A 15,295-nucleotide genomic window follows, 5' to 3' on the forward strand; every position below is an offset into this window, starting at 1 on the left:
CGTTTTCGGCGGGAACGGTGGACGCGAGCTCGGGTCGCCGTCGGTCACGTTGCTTCCGCGACGGGCCGATACAGGGCCCCGGCACGAGAGGATGGGGTGGTGCCGATCTCCTCCGACCGCCCGGATTGCTTCCTCCTGCCGGCCGTCGATGCCGCGGCGATCCGGACGCACCCGGATCAGCTGCACCTCGTGCCGCCGGACAGCGAGACCGACGCGTCGGCGATCATCGAGAGCCATCGGCGAGTGCGAGCTGCCCGCGGCAAGAGGGATGCGATCGGGTGCGTCGTCCCGATCGCCGGAGGTCTCCTGCTCGCGGCCGTGGCCGGCGTGGTGATCGCGTCGCTCCGACTGTCGTTTCGAGGCGCGGCCATCGCCGTCGGGTTGCTGTTCGTCCTGGGTGCGGTAGTGACCGCGGTCATCGCCTCGCGTGCGCGACCGGCCACCTCCATCCCGAAGCCCCTGCCGTCCGTGCTGATCCATCCTCTTGTGGAGGCCGGGGCCCCGGCAGATCTGCCAGCTGGAGACATCATGCTCGCGTCGCGGGTGCTCGACGAGCGGGACCGTGCCGAGGCCGACCTCCGGAAGGCCCGCGCCGATGCGCAGCTCACTGACGAAGAACGATACGTCTCCCCTGGTGACCGGTCGACCTGGTACTTCCGCCCGGAGGACCTGCCCGGCCTCGAACGCACAGCAGCCGACGCTGAGAGGCGGTCGCGTGATGTCGCCAGCAGACTCGGGATAGTCCTCGATGCGGACCCCACGTAGCTGATCGTGACGAGCGCGAGAATGGTGGCCGTTCCGGCGTCACCATCTCCACCCTGTCCACCGATATGTTGGGTGATCGGAACCCCCTCGCCGACGGAAGGCACAACCTCATGCGCGTCACTCCTCGGGTCTGGATCGGCCTCGCGATCTACGTCGGCTATGTCGCAGTCATCTTCGTCGTATCGAAACTGAGCGGGGTGGCTTACACCGAGATCGGGACCTCGGCCGAGTTCACCTGGCGAGGAGCGGTACTCGACCTCGCAGTCGGCGCCGTGCTGCTCGCCATCACCACTTGGCTTCTGGGGTGGTGGAGGCCCGCGCTGTTCGAGCGCACGCGCTCGCACCACAAGTGGCCGATCTTCGTGCCCGCGATCATGCTCGTCGTCGCTGTCGTGAACCTGCTCAACACCGACTGGTCGAAGTTCGACGCATCGTTCCTGCTGTCGCTGCTCGCCCTCGGGCTCGCCGTCGGATTCTGCGAAGAGCTGATGTCGCGAGGACTCCTGCTGACTGCCCTCCGCTCGCGCCTCTCTGAGGTATGGGTGTGGCTGCTCACCTCCCTGCTCTTCGGCGGGATGCACATCATCAATGCCGCGCTGGGCGCCCCCGTCGGGCCCACGCTCGGACAGGTGGTGCTCGCCGCGATGTCGGGCACCTGCTTCTACATCGTGCGTCGAGTGACCGGGTCGCTCATCTGGGCGATGGCGTTGCACGGCCTCTGGGATGTCTCGGTGTTCGCGGTCGGGTTCGCCCCGCTCGGCACGGCGTGGGCCGCGTTCCTGAGCCCGGTGATCGGCATCCTCGCTGTCGCCGTCGTCTACTGGGTGATCAAAGGCACGGATGAGAAGCCGGTCGCCGCAGCGAGGTCGACAGCGCCAGCGAGCGCCTGAGGGGAAGCGCTCGCGCGACCCCGTCACTCCTCAGGCGATGTAGATCTTGCGCAGCGTCTCGGTGACCGTCCACACGGTTCGCTGGCCCGCGCCCAGGCGCACGACCGACCCGGCGTCGACCTCGATCGCGGGCAGCGCCGGCTCGACGAACTCGATCCGGGCGTGACCTGAGAGCACGACGAACACCTCGTCGACCTCGGTGTCGGATGCCGTGCCCGGCGTCATCTCCCAGATACCGACCTCGACCTCGCCGAGCATCGCCAACGCATGCGTGGCGGTCGTCGGCTGTCCGAGGAGCACGTCGTCGGCCGGCAGCGGTTCGTGCACGAGTGGCAGTGCCACCGCATCGACTCCGGTTCCCGGCGCGAGCTCGCTCACGAGTCGAAGCCCATGCCGACGGCATCCAGCGTCTTGAGGAACAGGTTGCGCTTGCCCTCGTTGTGATCGGCCCGGTTCATCGCGGCTCGCACGAGGTTGACGCCGATCGAGGCGACGGGCTCGGGCGGGAACGGGATCGGCTTCTCGCGCACCATCGCGAGCTTGGTGCGCTCGGTCGGCTCGCCCGACAGCTTGTCGAGCATGACGTCGGCGGCGAAGCGCGCGGCGCCGACGCCGAGCCCGGTGAACCCGGTCGCGTAGGTCACGCGTCCCTTGCGGGCGGTGCCGAAGAACGCGCAGAAGCGACTCGACGAGTCGATCGCCCCCGCCCACCGGTGCGTGAAGCGCAGCCCCTCGAGCTGGGGGAACGTCGTGAAGAAGTGCGAGGCGAGCTTGCGGTGGCTCTCGGCGCGATCCTCGTACTCGGGTCGCACCTTGCCGCCGAAATGGTAGACCGCGTCGTAGCCGCCGAACAGGATGCGGTTGTCGGCGGTGAGGCGGTAGTAGTGGAACTGGTTGGCGCTGTCGGCCAGGCCCTGGCGGTTCGACCACCCGATCGACGCCAGCTGCTCGTCGGTCAGCGGCTCGGTCATGAGCACGTAGTCGTAGACGGGAACCGTCATCAGGCGGTTGCGCTTGAGCAGCGAGGGGAAGACGTTCGTGGCGAGAGCCACGGCATCCGCTCGCACCTGCCCGCCGTCACGTGTGACGAGCGTGATCGCGCTCGATCCGTCGCCGATGACCTCGCGCACGAGCGCCTGCTCGTAGATCTCGACCCCGAGTTCGACCGCGACGCGCGCCAGCTCGAGACCGAGCTTGGCGGGGTGCACGAGCGCACAGGCATCGCGCTCCCAGGCGCCGGCGAGGAACGTGTCGGAATGCACCTCGGCCTGCACGGCCTCGCGGTCGAGGAATCCCTCCTCCTCGCGCAGCCACTCGACCTGGTGCGGCTCGACGGCGACGGCCAGCTGGCCGGTGCGCTCGAAGTCGACATCCATGCCGTACCGCTTCACGGTCTCTTCGATGCCGTCGAGGTTCTCGATCCCCAGCTCTTCCAGGCGGTCGATCTCGTCGGGCCAGCGCGTGAGGCCGTTCTCGTGTCCGTGCGTGAGGCTCGCCTCGCAGAACCCTCCGTTGCGGCCCGACGCCGCCCACGCGATGCGCGACGCCTCGAGCAGCACGACCTTGCGCTGAGGGTCGCGCTCCTTCGCGCGCACGGCGGTCCAGAGGCCGGCATAGCCCCCGCCGACGATGGCGAGGTCGGCGGTGATGCTGTCGGTGAGCGCGGGGTGCGAGACGCGCTCGACGTCATCGAGCCAGAACACGCTGAACGCGGTGTCGCGCAGCGAGGCATCGATCACGGCATCCGCGGGGCGGCGACGTTCGAAGACCGTGGTTCCCATGGTGTTCTCCTGGTTCCGGACCCGCGCCTCAGCGCGTGCCCCAGTTGTAGAGGTCTTTGTAGAGCCCTGCGTAGAGCAGGCTCTCGGTGTGCGTGATGCCGGGGATCGTACGGATGCGGGTCGCGATCAGATCGAGCAGGTGGCTGTCGCTCTCGCACACCGCCTCGACGAGGATGTCGAACGTGCCGAGCGTCACGACGACGTACGCGAGCTCGGTGATCTTCGTCAGCTCCTCCGCGATCAGCCGCGGGTCGCCCGTGACGCGGATGCCGATCATCGACATGCGGTTGAAGCCGAGCTGCATCGGGTCGGTCACCGCGACGATCTGGATGATGCCCGCCTCGGTCATCCGCTGCACGCGCTGACGCGCCGCCGCCTCGCTGAGCCCCACCTCTCGGCCGATCTCGGCATAGGGCCGTCGACCGTCCTCCTGCAGCAACTCGACGATCCGCTTCGAGATGTCGTCCAACACGGGCTGCTTCGGCGTGGTGCTCATGTGTCGATATTGACAGGATCGGCGCTCCCTGGCAACTGATTCCATCGTTAAGGTCACTTCACTCTTCTGTATTCGTGATCCGGTCGCTAGCATGGCGAGCATGGCCACAGAACTCCTTCAGAACTTCATCGGCGGGCAGTACGTTCCCCTGAGCGGACAGAAGCGGATGCCGCTGATCGACCCGGTGACCGAGGAGGCCTACGGCGAGCTGCCGGTCTCGGACGCCTCCGACGTGGACGCCGCCTACGCCGCCGCATCCGTCGCGTTCCCGATCTGGCGCGACACCACTCCTGCCGATCGCCAGCTCGCGCTGTTCCGCATCGCCGATGAGATGCAGACCCGCGCCGAGGAGTTCGCCGACCTCGAGTCGAAGGACACCGGCAAGCCGCGTGCCAGCCTCGTGGCCGACGAGATCCTGCAGTCGATCGACCAGCTGCGCTTCTTCGCCGGAGCCGCCCGCAGTCTCGAAGGACGCGCGGCGGGGGAGTACCTCGCCGGCCACACCTCGTTCGTGCGCCGCGAGCCGATCGGCGTGATCGGACAGGTCACCCCCTGGAACTATCCGCTGAACATGGCCGTGTGGAAGATCGCCCCGGCGCTCGCCGCAGGCAACACGGTGGTGCTGAAGCCCGCCGAGTCGACGCCCCTGACCACCCTGCTGCTCGCTGAGATCGTCGCGCTGCACACGCCCGCCGGCACGCTCAACGTCGTGCTCGGCGACCGCGACACCGGCGTGGCGCTGGTCGAGCATCCGACGCCGCAGATGGTCGCCATCACCGGATCCGTGCGCGCCGGGATGGCCGTCGCACGATCGGCGGCGAACGACGTCAAACGGGTGCACCTCGAGCTCGGCGGCAAGGCGCCCGCGATCGTCTTCCCCGATGCGAACCTCGACAAGGCGGCATCCGGCATCGTCACCGGCGCGTTCTTCAACGCCGGACAGGACTGCACCGCGGCCACCCGCGTGCTCGTGCACTCGTCTGTGCACGACGAGTTCGTCGCCGCGCTCGTCGAGAAGGCGAAGACGGATGCCCGCACGGGCTCCCCGCACGAGGAGGGCGTGCTCTACGGTCCCCTCAGCAGCGCTGCCCAGCTCGCTCAGGTGCAGGGCTTCGTCGACCGCCTGCCTGCACACGCCACGATCGAGACCGGCGGTGCGCGTCAGGGTGAGAAGGGCTACTTCTTCGAGGCGACCATCGTGTCGGGTCTGCATCAGGACGACGAGGCCGTGCAGGGCGAGATCTTCGGCCCGGTGCTGACCGTGCAGTCGTTCGAGACCGAGGAGCAGGCGCTCGAGATGGCGAACGACGTGCCCTACGCCCTCGCATCGTCGGTGTGGACCACCGATCATGCCCGCGCGATGCGCTTCTCGCGCGACCTCGACTTCGGCTGCGTGTGGATCAACACCCACATCCCGTTCGTCTCGGACATGCCTCACGGCGGTTTCAAGCACTCGGGCTACGGCAAAGACCTCTCGCAGTACGGCTTCGACGACTACACGCGCATCAAGCACGTGATGTCCGCGCTGGACTGACGGCGGGTCTCGGGCTACCAGCGCGAGCGGATGAGCGACCCTCGCGTGAACCGCACCACCGAGATCGTCATCGGCACACTGCCGACGGGGGCATCGAGCGCTCGCGCGAGCAGCAGCTCTGCGGCCGATCTGACCTCGGCGAGCGTCGCGGCGACGCCGCGCACGTCGAGGTCGGCGACGTGCAGCACCCACCACCCGCGCTCCAGCAGGGCCGTCACCTCATAGGGGTACACGGCCGGGGTCGGAGTGTCGATGCGCGACGACGGACGTCGGTCGAGCCGGTGCGGGATGGTCGGTCGCATCGGATGCCTCCTCCCTGTGGTCGTACGGGGCCGTGGTGGCTCCCTGAAGCAAGACGCGCACGGCCGTGGATCATGACGCGGATCAGGGTCCGGATCTCTCGACACGTATGACGCGATGTGTCAAGCTGGGGCGGACGTCGAATCCGGGGGGATCAACTTGGCACGACCACTTGCGGGGCCCCAGACCCTGCTCCGAACACTCAACGGCCGCGCGATCCTCGAGACGCTCGCGCGCCGAGGCCCGCTCACCCGCGCCGAACTGGTCGCCGAGACCGGTCTCTCTCGCACTGCGGTGACGCAGGTGCTGCGGATGCTCGAATCATCGTCGGCGGTCGCCGCTGCGGGCGTCGACCGTGACACGCGGGGACCGGCAGCAGGGCGCGTCTCGCTGCATCCACATCTCGGACTCGCTGCCGCAGTGCACGTCGACGCCCACGCCGCCCACGTCGCGCTGGTCGACCCCACCGGAGCCGTGCGGGCCGAGAGCCACGCCGCCTTCCCCGCGCGCGGGGACCGCGTGCAGCACATCGCCGGCCTCATCGATGCCTGTCAGAGGGCGGTGGCCGGTCCGCTGCTGCTCGCGGTCGTCGGCATCCCGGGCATCGTCACCGCCGACGGGGGCATCCGAGATGATCAGGGTCCCGACGGCGGCGCGTTCAAGAACGCCCTGTCGACGCGCCTCGGCTGCCCGGTGAGGGTCGAGAACGACGTCAACCTCGCAGCGCTCGCCGAGCTCTCCGAGGGCGCCGGCGCGGCGCTCAGCAGCTTCGCGCTGCTGCTCCTCGACGACGGACTCGGCGCCGGCATCGTGATCGACGGCTCCCTGCACCGGGGCTTCTCGGGCGTGGCCGGCGAGGTCATGTATCTGCCGCAGAGTCCGCTGCCGATCGGCGCTCCCGTGCTCGGTGACGCCGTCGTGCGCGACCTCGCACTGGCGAACGGGCGTGACCCGGACGAGACGATCGACCAGCATCTCGACGCCGCCTCCGCCGGCGATCCGGCCGCACTCGCCATGGCCGCCGAGATGGGACGCAGGCTCACCCTGATCGCGGGCAGCATCGCGCTCGTGCTCGACCCCGAGGCGTTCCTCCTCAGCGGCACGGCCGCGCACCCGGCGCTGGCCCGAGCGGCGGTCGCCTTCGCCGAAGAGCTCGCCCCGCAGCTCCCGCTCACCCTCCTCGTCTCGTCGTTCGGCCCGGAGGCGCCGCTGGTCGGCGCAGTCGGTGAGGCGGCATCCGCTCTTCGCGCGACCGTGTTCTCGCGGTTGCTTCCCGCATCGGACAGGAGTCGGCGATGACCTCGGACCTCGCGGATCGCCTCGGCCTTGCGCCCGGAGCCAGGGGCGTGATCATCAACGCCGACGACTTCGGCATGTGCCACGCGGCCAACACCGCGATCATGCAGCTGCTCGATGCGGGGCACATCGACTCGACGACGCTCATGGTGCCGTGCGCGTGGGCACCCGAGGCGCTCGCTTTCGCGGCCTCGCGCGCCGACCTCGACGTCGGCGTGCACCTCGTGCTCACGAGCGAGTGGACCGACTACCGCTGGCGGCCCCTCACCGGCACCGACACCACCCTCGTCGACGACGCGGGGTACTTTCCCGCCGGCGTCCTCGCGATCGAGGAGCTCGCGTCGGTCGACGACGTCACCGCCGAGATCGCCGCACAGCTGCAGACGGCGCTGGACGCCGGGGTCGACGTGACGCATCTCGACAACCACATGGGGTCTGTCTACGGTCTGCTGACCGGGCGGGACTTCCTCGGCCCGGTGTTCGAGCTCGCCGCCCGCAACGGCCTGCCGTTCCGGCTGCCGCGCAGCATGGACGGGACCGGCGACGACGCCGCCCTGCAGGCGAAGCTCGCCGAGGCCTCGGCCGCCGCCGACGCGCTCGGCGTCGAGGTCATCGATCGGCTGTGGAGCCACCCGTTCGAAGAGGCTCCGGACGAGTCGTACGAACAGGTGCGCGACGGGTTCATCGCGCTGCTGCGCGCGGTGCCGGCCGGAGTGACCGAGATCTACCTGCATCCGATGGTCGACGACGACGAGCTGCGCGCGGCCGTCGACTTCGGTGCGGCCAAACGCGGGCACGAGCTTCGCCTGCTCTCCGACCCCGAGGTGCTGCAGGTGTTCGCCGACGAGGGACTGGTGCGGCTCGGATGGCGCGATCTGCGCGATCTGCAGCGGAGCCGACGCGCATGACCTCGCTGACGACGCGGCTGCGCGACCGACGACTCGACGCCGCACCCACGAGGGCTCAGGCCATCGCGTTCGGAGCATCGGGGTTCCCGACCCAGCTCATGGCGCAGACGTTCTCGGCTTTCGTCGTCTACTTCTACGTCACCCACCTCGGTGTCGCGCCAGCATGGGTGGCCGCGGCGATGATCGCGCACGGCGTGCTGAACGCGGTGCTCAACCCGGTCGTCGGGGCGCTGTCCGACCGCATCCGCACGCCGTGGGGCCGCCGCATCCCATGGATCGGTCTCGGCATCGTGCCGCTCGTGGTCGCCTTCGCGCTGGTGTGGATGCCGCCGGAGCTGCCGACCGCCGGGCTGATCGTCTGGTTCCTGATCGTGGTGGCGGTGTACGACATCGCCTTCGTCGTGGTCGTGCTGAACATCTCGGCGCTGTTCCCCGAGATCTTCCGCACCACCGATGAGCGGGCGCGCGGCAACGTGCCCCGGCAGATCTTCGCGATCCTCGGCATGGTGCTCGGCACCGCGGGTGCCCCTGCGCTGTACGGCTCGATCGGCTGGCCGGGAATGGCCCTCGTGCTCTCGGCGGTCTGCCTCGTGCTGCTCGTCTGGTCGTTCTTCGGCGGCATGATCGAGCGTCGAGTGCCCGAGGCCGCATCCGAGGCGATGCGCTGGGGCGACCAGCTGAAGTACACGTTCGCGAACCGGGCGTTCGTGCCCTACGTGCTCGGCTCGCTGTTCATCCAGACCTCGATCGCCGTCATCCTCGCGGCGCTGCCGTTCTACGTGCGCTACTCGCTGGGCGCCGCCGAGGGAGAGGCGAGCCTGCTGCTGGGGGCGATCTTCGTCACAGCCATCCCGTCGATCGTGCTGTGGAGCGCGATCGTGCGCCGCACCTCACCCCGCGCCGCGCTGCTGTGGAGCGTCGCCGTGTTCGGGATCTCCGTGCTCGGCTACCTGCTGCCGTCGACCGTGCTCGCCGCGGCGCTCATCGGCGTCGCGGTGGGCGTCGGCGTCGGCGGTCTGCTGCAGCTGCTCGAGGTCGTGCTCGCTCAGATCATCGACGAGGACGCCACGCGCACCGGTCATCGACGCGAGGGCGCGTATTTCGGGGTGAACGGCTTCGTCGTGCGCGGCTCGGTCGTGCTGCAGGCCGTCGTGGCGGCGGTGGTGCTCACGGCATCCGGCTTCGACGCCTCACTCGGCGAAGCGCAGCCGGAGGCGGTCGACGGCGGGATCCGCGTCATGGTCACGGTGGTCCCGCTCGTCTTCGCCGCCCTCGCGTGGCTGTGCTTCTGGCTCTACCCGATCCGCACGCGCGATCTCTGACCGACGTCAGGACGCGGCCTGACGGGCCTCCCAGCCCGTGCGGACCATCTCGTCGACCGTGTATCGCATCTTCCAGTCGAGGTCACGCGCGGCGAGCTCGCCGGTCGCGACGATGCGGTCGGGGTCTCCCGGACGCCGAGGGCCGATCTCAGGGGTGAAGTCGATGCCCGTGACGCGTGCGACCGCGTCCATGATCTGCTTCACGCTGAGGCCGTCGCCCGAGCCGAGGTTGTACGCGGCCTCGATCGGCTCGCCACCGGCGAGACGCTTCGCTGCCGCGACGTGGGCGGCGGCGATGTCGCCGACGTGCACGTAGTCGCGCACGTTGGTGCCGTCCTCGGTGTCGTAGTCGTCGCCGTTGATGCGGGGGGTCTCGCCGGCGATGAGCTTCTCGAACACGATCGGGAAGAGGTTGTGCGGGCTCACGTCATAGACCGACGGGTCGGCCGACCCGACCACGTTGAAGTAGCGCAGCGAGGTGTGACGCAGCGGCTTGTCGGAGTCGGCGGTCGCGATCGCCTGGTCACGGAGCAGCCACTCGCCGATGAGCTTGGACTCGCCGTAGGGGCTCGCCGGCTTCTTGGCGGTCTCCTCGACGACGAGCGGCACATCGGGAGTGCCGAACACGGCCGCCGACGACGAGAACACGATGTTGGTGACGCCCGCGGCATCCATCGCCTCGAGGATCACCCGAGTGCCCTCGACGTTCTGCGCGTAGGTGTGCAGCGGACGCTGCACCGAGACGCCGGCGTACTTGTATCCGGCGACGTGGATGACGCCCTCGGCGTCGTGATCGCGCAGCGCCTTCTCGACCAGTTCACGGTCGAGGATGCTGCCCTGCACGAAAGCCACGCCTTCGGGCACGAACGATGCGACGCCGCTCGAGAGGTCGTCGAGGACGACGGGCGTGAGCCCGGCATCCGCCAGTGCGCGAACGACGTGCGAGCCGATGTAGCCGGCGCCGCCGGTCACGATCCAGGACATTGTGCTCCTCAGGGTGGGGAAGTGTTCAGTATCTCAGGTCGCGATCGGCGGACTCTGAGGCCGCTCGTTCACGACGTGGTCGAGCGGGCAGCGGTCACGCGTCGCGATGCGCTCCGGCCGACGGCGTGACGGTGAAGATCACGGGGGAGGTGAAACCGGATGCGGCGAACGCCGCCGACACGGCATCCGTCACCTGCTGCAGCGAGTCCTGCTCGATCAGCGCGATCGCCGCACCGCCGAAGCCTCCGCCGGTCATGCGAGCACCGAGTGCGCCGGCCGCGATGGCCGTTTCGACCGCCGTGTCGAGCTCGGGGACCGAGATCTCGAAGTCATCGCGCATCGAGGCGTGCGAGGCCACGAGCAGGTCGCCGATCGCACGGGCACCGTCTTCGCGCAGCACCACGACGGTGTCGAGCACGCGCTGGTTCTCGGTGACCACGTGCCGCACGCGGCGGAACGTCACGTCGTCCATGAGCTCCTCGGCGCGGGGCAGGTCGTCGACCGAGACGTCGCGCAGGCTCGGCACGCCCATGATCGCGGCACCGCGCTCGCAGGCCGCACGGCGCTCGCCGTATCCGCCCGTGGAGTGCGCGTGCTTGACCCGGGTGTCCATCACGAGGATCGCGAGGCCGGCCTCGGCGATGCCGACCTGCACGAGGTTCGCATCGAGCGAGCGGCAGTCGAGGAAGATCGCGGCATCCGGCTCGCCGAGCATCGACGCCATCTGGTCCATGATGCCGGTCGGGGCGCCGACCGCCTCGTTCTCGGCCTTCCGACCGACGCGGGCGAGGGCGACGCGGTCGAGCCCGGCGGCCCAGAGGTCGTTGAGCGCGGATGCCGTGGCGCCCTCGATCGCCGCCGACGACGAGAGCCCCGCGCCCACGGGCACGTCGGACGCGATGGCGATGTCTAGCCCTGAACCGGTGGCCGCGGACGGAGCGACACCGTCGGCCTGGCGCAGCGCCCAGGCGACACCGAGGGGGTAGGCGGCCCACTCGGGCACGCGCGGCGCGGTGCCGGTCGGGGTCGGGAACAGCTCGTCGAGGTCGTCGAGGGAGACCTCGACCGGCTCGTCGGCGAAGGTCGAGGCGACGCGGATGCGGCGGTCGTCACGGATTCCCACGGCGGCGACTGTGCGATGCGGGATGGCGAAGGGCAGCACGAATCCGTCGTTGTAGTCGGTGTGCTCGCCGATCAGGTTCACGCGCCCCGGCGCCGACCAGACGCCTTCGGGGGTGCGACCGGTGAGGTCGGTGAAGAGTGCGCGCGCGGCGTCCTGGGTGGTGGTCATGCGGATGCCTCGTCTGCGTTCTCGTCTGCGGATGCGGTGTGTGCGGCGTCGGCCTTCGCGATGGCCTCGCGGATGCGGGCCGCACCCTGCTCGGGGGTGACCTCGGCGGCCCAGGCCCACATCGCGGCCTCGGATCCCGCGAGGAACTTGAGCTTGTCGGCCGCCCGGCGGGGGCTGGTCAGCTGCAGGTGCAGGCGCACGCTGTCTCGGCCGACGTTCACCGGGGCCTGGTGCCAGGCGGCGATGTAGGGCGTCGGGGTGTCGTAGAGCGCGTCGACGCCGCGGAGCAGTCGCAGGTAGAGGGGCGCGAGCTCGTCGCGTTCGGCATCCGTCGTCTCGGCGAAGTCCGGAACGTGGCGGTGCGGCATGAGGTGCACCTCCAGCGGCCAGCGGGCGGCGAAGGGCACGAATGCCGTCCAGTGCTCCCCGCGGAAGACGACCCTCTCGGACGCCTGCTCGGACTCGAGGATGTGCTGGAACAGGTCGGGCGCGGTGCGGTCGATCGAGTCGAGCAGGCGCGTGGTGCGCGGCGTCACGTAGGGGTAGGCGTAGATCTGGCCGTGGGGGTGGGGGAGCGTGACGCCGATGGCCTCGCCGCGGTTCTCGAACGGGAAGATCTGCTGGATGCCCGGCAGCTTCGAGAGGGCGGCGGTGCGGTCGGCCCAGGCCTCGATCACCGTGCGGGCGCGCGTCACCGACTGGGTGCCGAACGAGCCGGTGTGCTCGGGGCTGAAGCACACGACCTCGCAGCGTCCGACCGAGGTGCGGGTGCGGCCGAGTCCGAGGGCGGCGAGATCGTCGAGCCCGCGGGGAGGGTTGCTCGCCTCAGGAGCGGTGCCGGTCGCCTCGGCGAGGGCGGGGCCGAAGGCGGGCGAGCGGTTCTCGAACACGGCGACGTCGTAGAGCGACGGCACCTCCGAGGGGTTGGTCGGCGACTGCGGAGCGAGAGGATCGGCGTCGGCGCTCGGCATCATCACGCGGTTCTGCCGGTTGGCGGCGACCGTGATCCAGTCGCCGGTGAGTACATCGAGGCGCATCGTGGCGGTCTCGCCGCGGGCGTCGAGCGTGCGGCTGTCGACGGCGCGGTCGGCCCCGAGCGTCGTGTCGGGATCATCGAAGTAGATCAGTTCGCGGCCGTCGGCGAGCGTCGTCGCGCGCTTGACGATGCCGGCGGAGAGGGTCTCGGTTCGCAACTCGGGAGATTCGGGCGTGTTCACGTAAACATGGTACGCACAGCGCCGTGGTAACGTCAACATTCCAGAGTTGTGAGCGCGTAGAGAGGGTGCCCGTGGACGACGAGCTGCTGCGCGACGATGATCTGCGTCGCGGCGCCGCGCGCCCGCGCCGCCGCCAGGCCCCGTCCGGTCGTGTCTCGATGGCGATGGTCGCCTCCCGTGCCGGCGTCTCGGGTCAGACCGTGTCGCGCGTCGTCAACGACAGCCCTCGCGTCGACCCCGCTACCCGCCGGCGCGTCGAAGCCGCGATGGCCGAGCTCGGCTACCGCCCCCACCGCGCAGCCCGCGCTCTGCGCACCGGACGCTCGCAGACCATCGGACTCGTCGTCACCACTCTCGCGACGGTCGGCAACTCGCGGATGCTGCAGGCCACCGCCGAGGCCGCGGCTGAACGCGGCTACGCCCTCACCCTCGTCACCGCGGGCGACAGCGTGGCCGACGCCTTCGAGCGCCTCGCCGAGCAGGAGGTCGACGGCGCGATCGTGCTGAACGAGGCGTCGGCGCTGGTGCCCGCAGCCGATCGGCCCCCGGGACTGCGCCTCGTGGTCGTCGATGCCCCCGGGTCTGCGGATCTCGCCGTCGTGCACAGCGACCATGTCGGAGGCGCCGCTGCGGCGACCGCTCACCTGCTGGGCCTCGGCCACGAGACGGTGCACCACCTCGCCGGGCCTGCCGACTCGTTCGCGGCCGCCGAGCGCGAGCGCGGATGGCGGAAGGCGCTCGCGGATGCCGGGGTCGTGGCGACCGAGGTCGTCCGCGGCGACTGGACCGCCGAGGCGGGGTTCGCCGCGGGCGAGGCGCTGCGAGCAGCATCCGCCGTCTTCTGCGCCAACGACCAGATGGCGCTCGGGCTCCTCCGTGCGCTCGCCGAGTCGGGGCGGCGGGTTCCCGAGGACGTCAGCGTCATCGGCTTCGACGACGTGCCGGATGCCGCCAACTACCGCCCGCCGCTGACGACGATCCGTCAGGACTTCGCCGCCTTGGCGCACCGCGCTGTCGACCTGCTCGTCGCCGACATCGAGGGCGCCGCGGACGGTGCGGCATCCGCTGTCGTCGTGCCGACGCTTCTGGTCGAACGCTCCAGCACCCGCTGACCCGCGCCGCCCCCCACCCCCTACGGTGCGTGGCCAGAAACGCACCTGAATCGCGCCCTTCAGATGCGTTTGTGACCACGCACGCGGCAGGGGGGCCACGCCACCGCCCCGCGAACCCGGATAGCGGTTTCCACCCGCCGCTTGCGCGCCCGACGGAGTCGTGGCATGCTGACGGAAAGCGCTTACCCACATCGGGCGACCGGCGCACGGGCTTCCCACAGAACGGACCAGCAATGTCACAGGCGACACCCCGCGAGATCGGGATCATCATGAACGGCGTCTCCGGGCGCATGGGCTACCGGCAGCACCTCGTGCGGTCGATCCTCGCGATCCGCGACCAGGGCGGCATCGAGCTGCCCGACGGATCCCGCATCACGGTCAAGCCGCTGCTCGTCGGCCGCAACGAGGCCAAGCTCGCCGAGCTCGCCGCGAAGCACGGCATCGAGGACTACACGACCGACCTCGACGCAGCGCTCGCCGACCCGAAGTGGGAGATCTACGCCGATTTCCTCGTGACTAAGGCCCGCGCCTCGGCCCTTCGCAAGGCGATCGCGGCCGGCAAGGCGATCTACACCGAGAAGCCGACCGCCGAGTCGCTCGACGAGGCCCTCGAGCTCGCGCGTCTCGCGGACGAGGCCGGCGTCAAGACCGGCGTCGTACACGACAAGCTCTACCTGCCGGGCCTCCAGAAGCTCAAGCGCCTCATCGACTCCGGTTTCTTCGGCCGCATCCTCTCGGTGCGCGGCGAGTTCGGCTACTGGGTCTTCGAGGGCGACTGGCAGCCCGCGCAGCGCCCCAGCTGGAACTACCGCACCGAAGACGGCGGCGGCATCATCGTCGACATGTTCCCGCACTGGAACTACGTGCTCGAGAACCTGTTCGGCGAGGTCAAGAGCGTCTACGCGCAGGCCGCCGTGCACATCGCGGACCGCTGGGACGAGAACGGCGAGCACTACACCGCCACCGCCGAGGACGCCGCGTACGGCATCTTCGAGATCGAGGGCGGCATCGTCGCCGAGATCAACTCCAGCTGGACGGTGCGCGTCAACCGCGACGAGCTCGTCGAGTTCCAGGTCGACGGCACCCACGGATCCGCGGTCGTCGGACTCTTCGGCGCGAAGATCCAGCCCCGCAACGCGACTCCGAAGCCGGTCTGGAACCCCGACCTCGAAGACAGCCACGACTACGACGCCGACTGGCAGAACGTCCCGACCAACGACGTCTTCCTCAACGGCTTCCGTCAGCAGTGGGAGGAGTACCTGGTCTCGTTCGTCGAGGGCACGAAGTACCCCTTCGACCTGCTCTCGGGCGCCCGCGGCGTGCAGTTCGCCGAGGCGGGGCTGACCTCCAGCGCCGAAGGCCGCAAGGTCGCGCTCACCCCGCTGACGTTGGGCTGAGC

15 protein-coding genes are annotated in these 15,295 nt (G+C 69.8%); 8 read left to right on the plus strand and 7 right to left on the minus strand.

Features of this window, described 5'->3' with window-relative positions:
- Positions 1–99: 99 nt before the first annotated feature.
- Positions 100–765, plus strand: a complete 666-nt coding sequence (locus ACZZZQ_RS10015) for a hypothetical protein (protein ID WP_157557449.1) — start codon at positions 100–102, stop codon at positions 763–765.
- A gap of 110 nt (positions 766–875) precedes the next feature.
- The gene (locus tag ACZZZQ_RS10020) at positions 876–1,655 is read left to right on the plus strand and encodes a CPBP family intramembrane glutamic endopeptidase (protein ID WP_232224479.1); all 780 of its coding nucleotides are present in this window, start codon (positions 876–878) and stop codon (positions 1,653–1,655) included.
- A 30-nt stretch (positions 1,656–1,685) separates the two neighbouring features.
- Here ACZZZQ_RS10020 and ACZZZQ_RS10025 read toward each other — a convergent pair whose 3' ends face one another.
- The 3 genes from ACZZZQ_RS10025 to ACZZZQ_RS10035 are packed head-to-tail and all read right to left on the minus strand — an operon-like array spanning position 1,686 to position 3,932.
- Positions 1,686–2,033, minus strand: a complete 348-nt coding sequence (locus ACZZZQ_RS10025) for a cupin domain-containing protein (RefSeq protein WP_187250744.1) — start codon at positions 2,031–2,033, stop codon at positions 1,686–1,688.
- Positions 2,030–3,436, minus strand: coding sequence for an NAD(P)/FAD-dependent oxidoreductase (locus ACZZZQ_RS10030; protein WP_463507467.1), 1,407 nt, complete (start codon positions 3,434–3,436; stop codon positions 2,030–2,032). Before ACZZZQ_RS10030 ends, ACZZZQ_RS10025 begins: the two co-directional genes overlap by 4 nt.
- Before the next feature lie 28 nt (positions 3,437–3,464).
- Positions 3,465–3,932 (minus strand): Lrp/AsnC family transcriptional regulator, encoded by a 468-nt coding sequence (locus ACZZZQ_RS10035; protein ID WP_053097765.1) that lies wholly within the window; start codon positions 3,930–3,932, stop codon positions 3,465–3,467.
- Between the two features lie 100 nt (positions 3,933–4,032).
- On the opposite strand from ACZZZQ_RS10035, the gene ACZZZQ_RS10040 reads away from it, so the two are divergent.
- Positions 4,033–5,466, plus strand: a complete 1,434-nt coding sequence (locus tag ACZZZQ_RS10040) for a gamma-aminobutyraldehyde dehydrogenase (protein ID WP_463507468.1) — start codon at positions 4,033–4,035, stop codon at positions 5,464–5,466.
- 14 nt (positions 5,467–5,480) lie between these two features.
- Here ACZZZQ_RS10040 and ACZZZQ_RS10045 read toward each other — a convergent pair whose 3' ends face one another.
- A complete protein-coding gene (locus ACZZZQ_RS10045) occupies positions 5,481–5,768 on the minus strand; it encodes a hypothetical protein (RefSeq protein ID WP_053097764.1) in 288 nt (95 codons plus the stop codon).
- A 157-nt stretch (positions 5,769–5,925) separates the two neighbouring features.
- Between ACZZZQ_RS10045 and ACZZZQ_RS10050 the strand changes: the two genes are divergently transcribed.
- From ACZZZQ_RS10050 to ACZZZQ_RS10060, 3 genes are read left to right on the plus strand one after another with little or no spacing between them, the layout of a single operon-like run.
- Positions 5,926–7,065 carry an ROK family transcriptional regulator gene (locus ACZZZQ_RS10050; RefSeq protein WP_463507469.1) on the plus strand — a complete coding sequence of 380 codons (1,140 nt, stop codon included), beginning with the start codon at positions 5,926–5,928 and terminating at the stop codon, positions 7,063–7,065.
- Entirely contained in the window at positions 7,062–7,970 is a 909-nt protein-coding gene (locus tag ACZZZQ_RS10055) for a polysaccharide deacetylase family protein (RefSeq protein ID WP_463507470.1), read from the plus strand. The genes ACZZZQ_RS10050 and ACZZZQ_RS10055 overlap by 4 nt, the downstream gene beginning before the upstream one ends.
- On the plus strand, positions 7,967–9,292 hold the full coding sequence (locus ACZZZQ_RS10060; protein WP_463507471.1) for an MFS transporter: 1,326 nt from the start codon (positions 7,967–7,969) through the stop codon (positions 9,290–9,292). The genes ACZZZQ_RS10055 and ACZZZQ_RS10060 overlap by 4 nt, the downstream gene beginning before the upstream one ends.
- Before the next feature lie 6 nt (positions 9,293–9,298).
- Here ACZZZQ_RS10060 and galE read toward each other — a convergent pair whose 3' ends face one another.
- The 3 genes from galE to galT form a co-directional block, all read right to left on the minus strand.
- Positions 9,299–10,276 (minus strand): UDP-glucose 4-epimerase GalE, encoded by a 978-nt coding sequence (galE, locus tag ACZZZQ_RS10065; protein WP_463507472.1) that lies wholly within the window; start codon positions 10,274–10,276, stop codon positions 9,299–9,301.
- A 94-nt stretch (positions 10,277–10,370) separates the two neighbouring features.
- Positions 10,371–11,567 carry a galactokinase gene (galK, locus tag ACZZZQ_RS10070; RefSeq protein ID WP_463507473.1) on the minus strand — a complete coding sequence of 399 codons (1,197 nt, stop codon included), beginning with the start codon at positions 11,565–11,567 and terminating at the stop codon, positions 10,371–10,373.
- The gene (galT, locus tag ACZZZQ_RS10075; protein WP_056279279.1) at positions 11,564–12,784 is read right to left on the minus strand and encodes a galactose-1-phosphate uridylyltransferase; all 1,221 of its coding nucleotides are present in this window, start codon (positions 12,782–12,784) and stop codon (positions 11,564–11,566) included. The genes galK and galT overlap by 4 nt, the downstream gene beginning before the upstream one ends.
- 158 nt (positions 12,785–12,942) lie before the next feature.
- On the opposite strand from galT, the gene ACZZZQ_RS10080 reads away from it, so the two are divergent.
- Both ACZZZQ_RS10080 and ACZZZQ_RS10085 read left to right on the plus strand, forming a co-directional pair.
- Positions 12,943–13,896, plus strand: coding sequence for a LacI family DNA-binding transcriptional regulator (locus ACZZZQ_RS10080; RefSeq protein WP_400342150.1), 954 nt, complete (start codon positions 12,943–12,945; stop codon positions 13,894–13,896).
- A 233-nt stretch (positions 13,897–14,129) separates the two neighbouring features.
- A complete protein-coding gene (locus tag ACZZZQ_RS10085; RefSeq protein WP_463507474.1) occupies positions 14,130–15,293 on the plus strand; it encodes a Gfo/Idh/MocA family protein in 1,164 nt (387 codons plus the stop codon).
- Positions 15,294–15,295 lie beyond the last annotated feature (2 nt).

The organism is Microbacterium sp. AC132, from assembly GCF_979258525.1.

Coding starts and splice junctions, on each gene's coding strand:
- ACZZZQ_RS10055 (WP_463507470.1), top strand. CDS start 7,062: ATGACCTCGGACCTCGCGGATCGCCTCGGCCTTGCGCCCGGAGCCAGG.
- galE (WP_463507472.1), bottom strand. CDS start 10,276: ATGTCCTGGATCGTGACCGGCGGCGCCGGCTACATCGGCTCGCACGTC.
- ACZZZQ_RS10080 (WP_400342150.1), top strand. CDS start 12,943: ATGGCGATGGTCGCCTCCCGTGCCGGCGTCTCGGGTCAGACCGTGTCG.
- ACZZZQ_RS10020 (WP_232224479.1), top strand. CDS start 876: ATGCGCGTCACTCCTCGGGTCTGGATCGGCCTCGCGATCTACGTCGGC.
- ACZZZQ_RS10060 (WP_463507471.1), top strand. CDS start 7,967: ATGACCTCGCTGACGACGCGGCTGCGCGACCGACGACTCGACGCCGCA.
- ACZZZQ_RS10030 (WP_463507467.1), bottom strand. CDS start 3,436: ATGGGAACCACGGTCTTCGAACGTCGCCGCCCCGCGGATGCCGTGATC.
- ACZZZQ_RS10085 (WP_463507474.1), top strand. CDS start 14,130: ATGTCACAGGCGACACCCCGCGAGATCGGGATCATCATGAACGGCGTC.
- galK (WP_463507473.1), bottom strand. CDS start 11,567: ATGACCACCACCCAGGACGCCGCGCGCGCACTCTTCACCGACCTCACC.
- ACZZZQ_RS10035 (WP_053097765.1), bottom strand. CDS start 3,932: ATGAGCACCACGCCGAAGCAGCCCGTGTTGGACGACATCTCGAAGCGG.
- ACZZZQ_RS10045 (WP_053097764.1), bottom strand. CDS start 5,768: ATGCGACCGACCATCCCGCACCGGCTCGACCGACGTCCGTCGTCGCGC.
- ACZZZQ_RS10040 (WP_463507468.1), top strand. CDS start 4,033: ATGGCCACAGAACTCCTTCAGAACTTCATCGGCGGGCAGTACGTTCCC.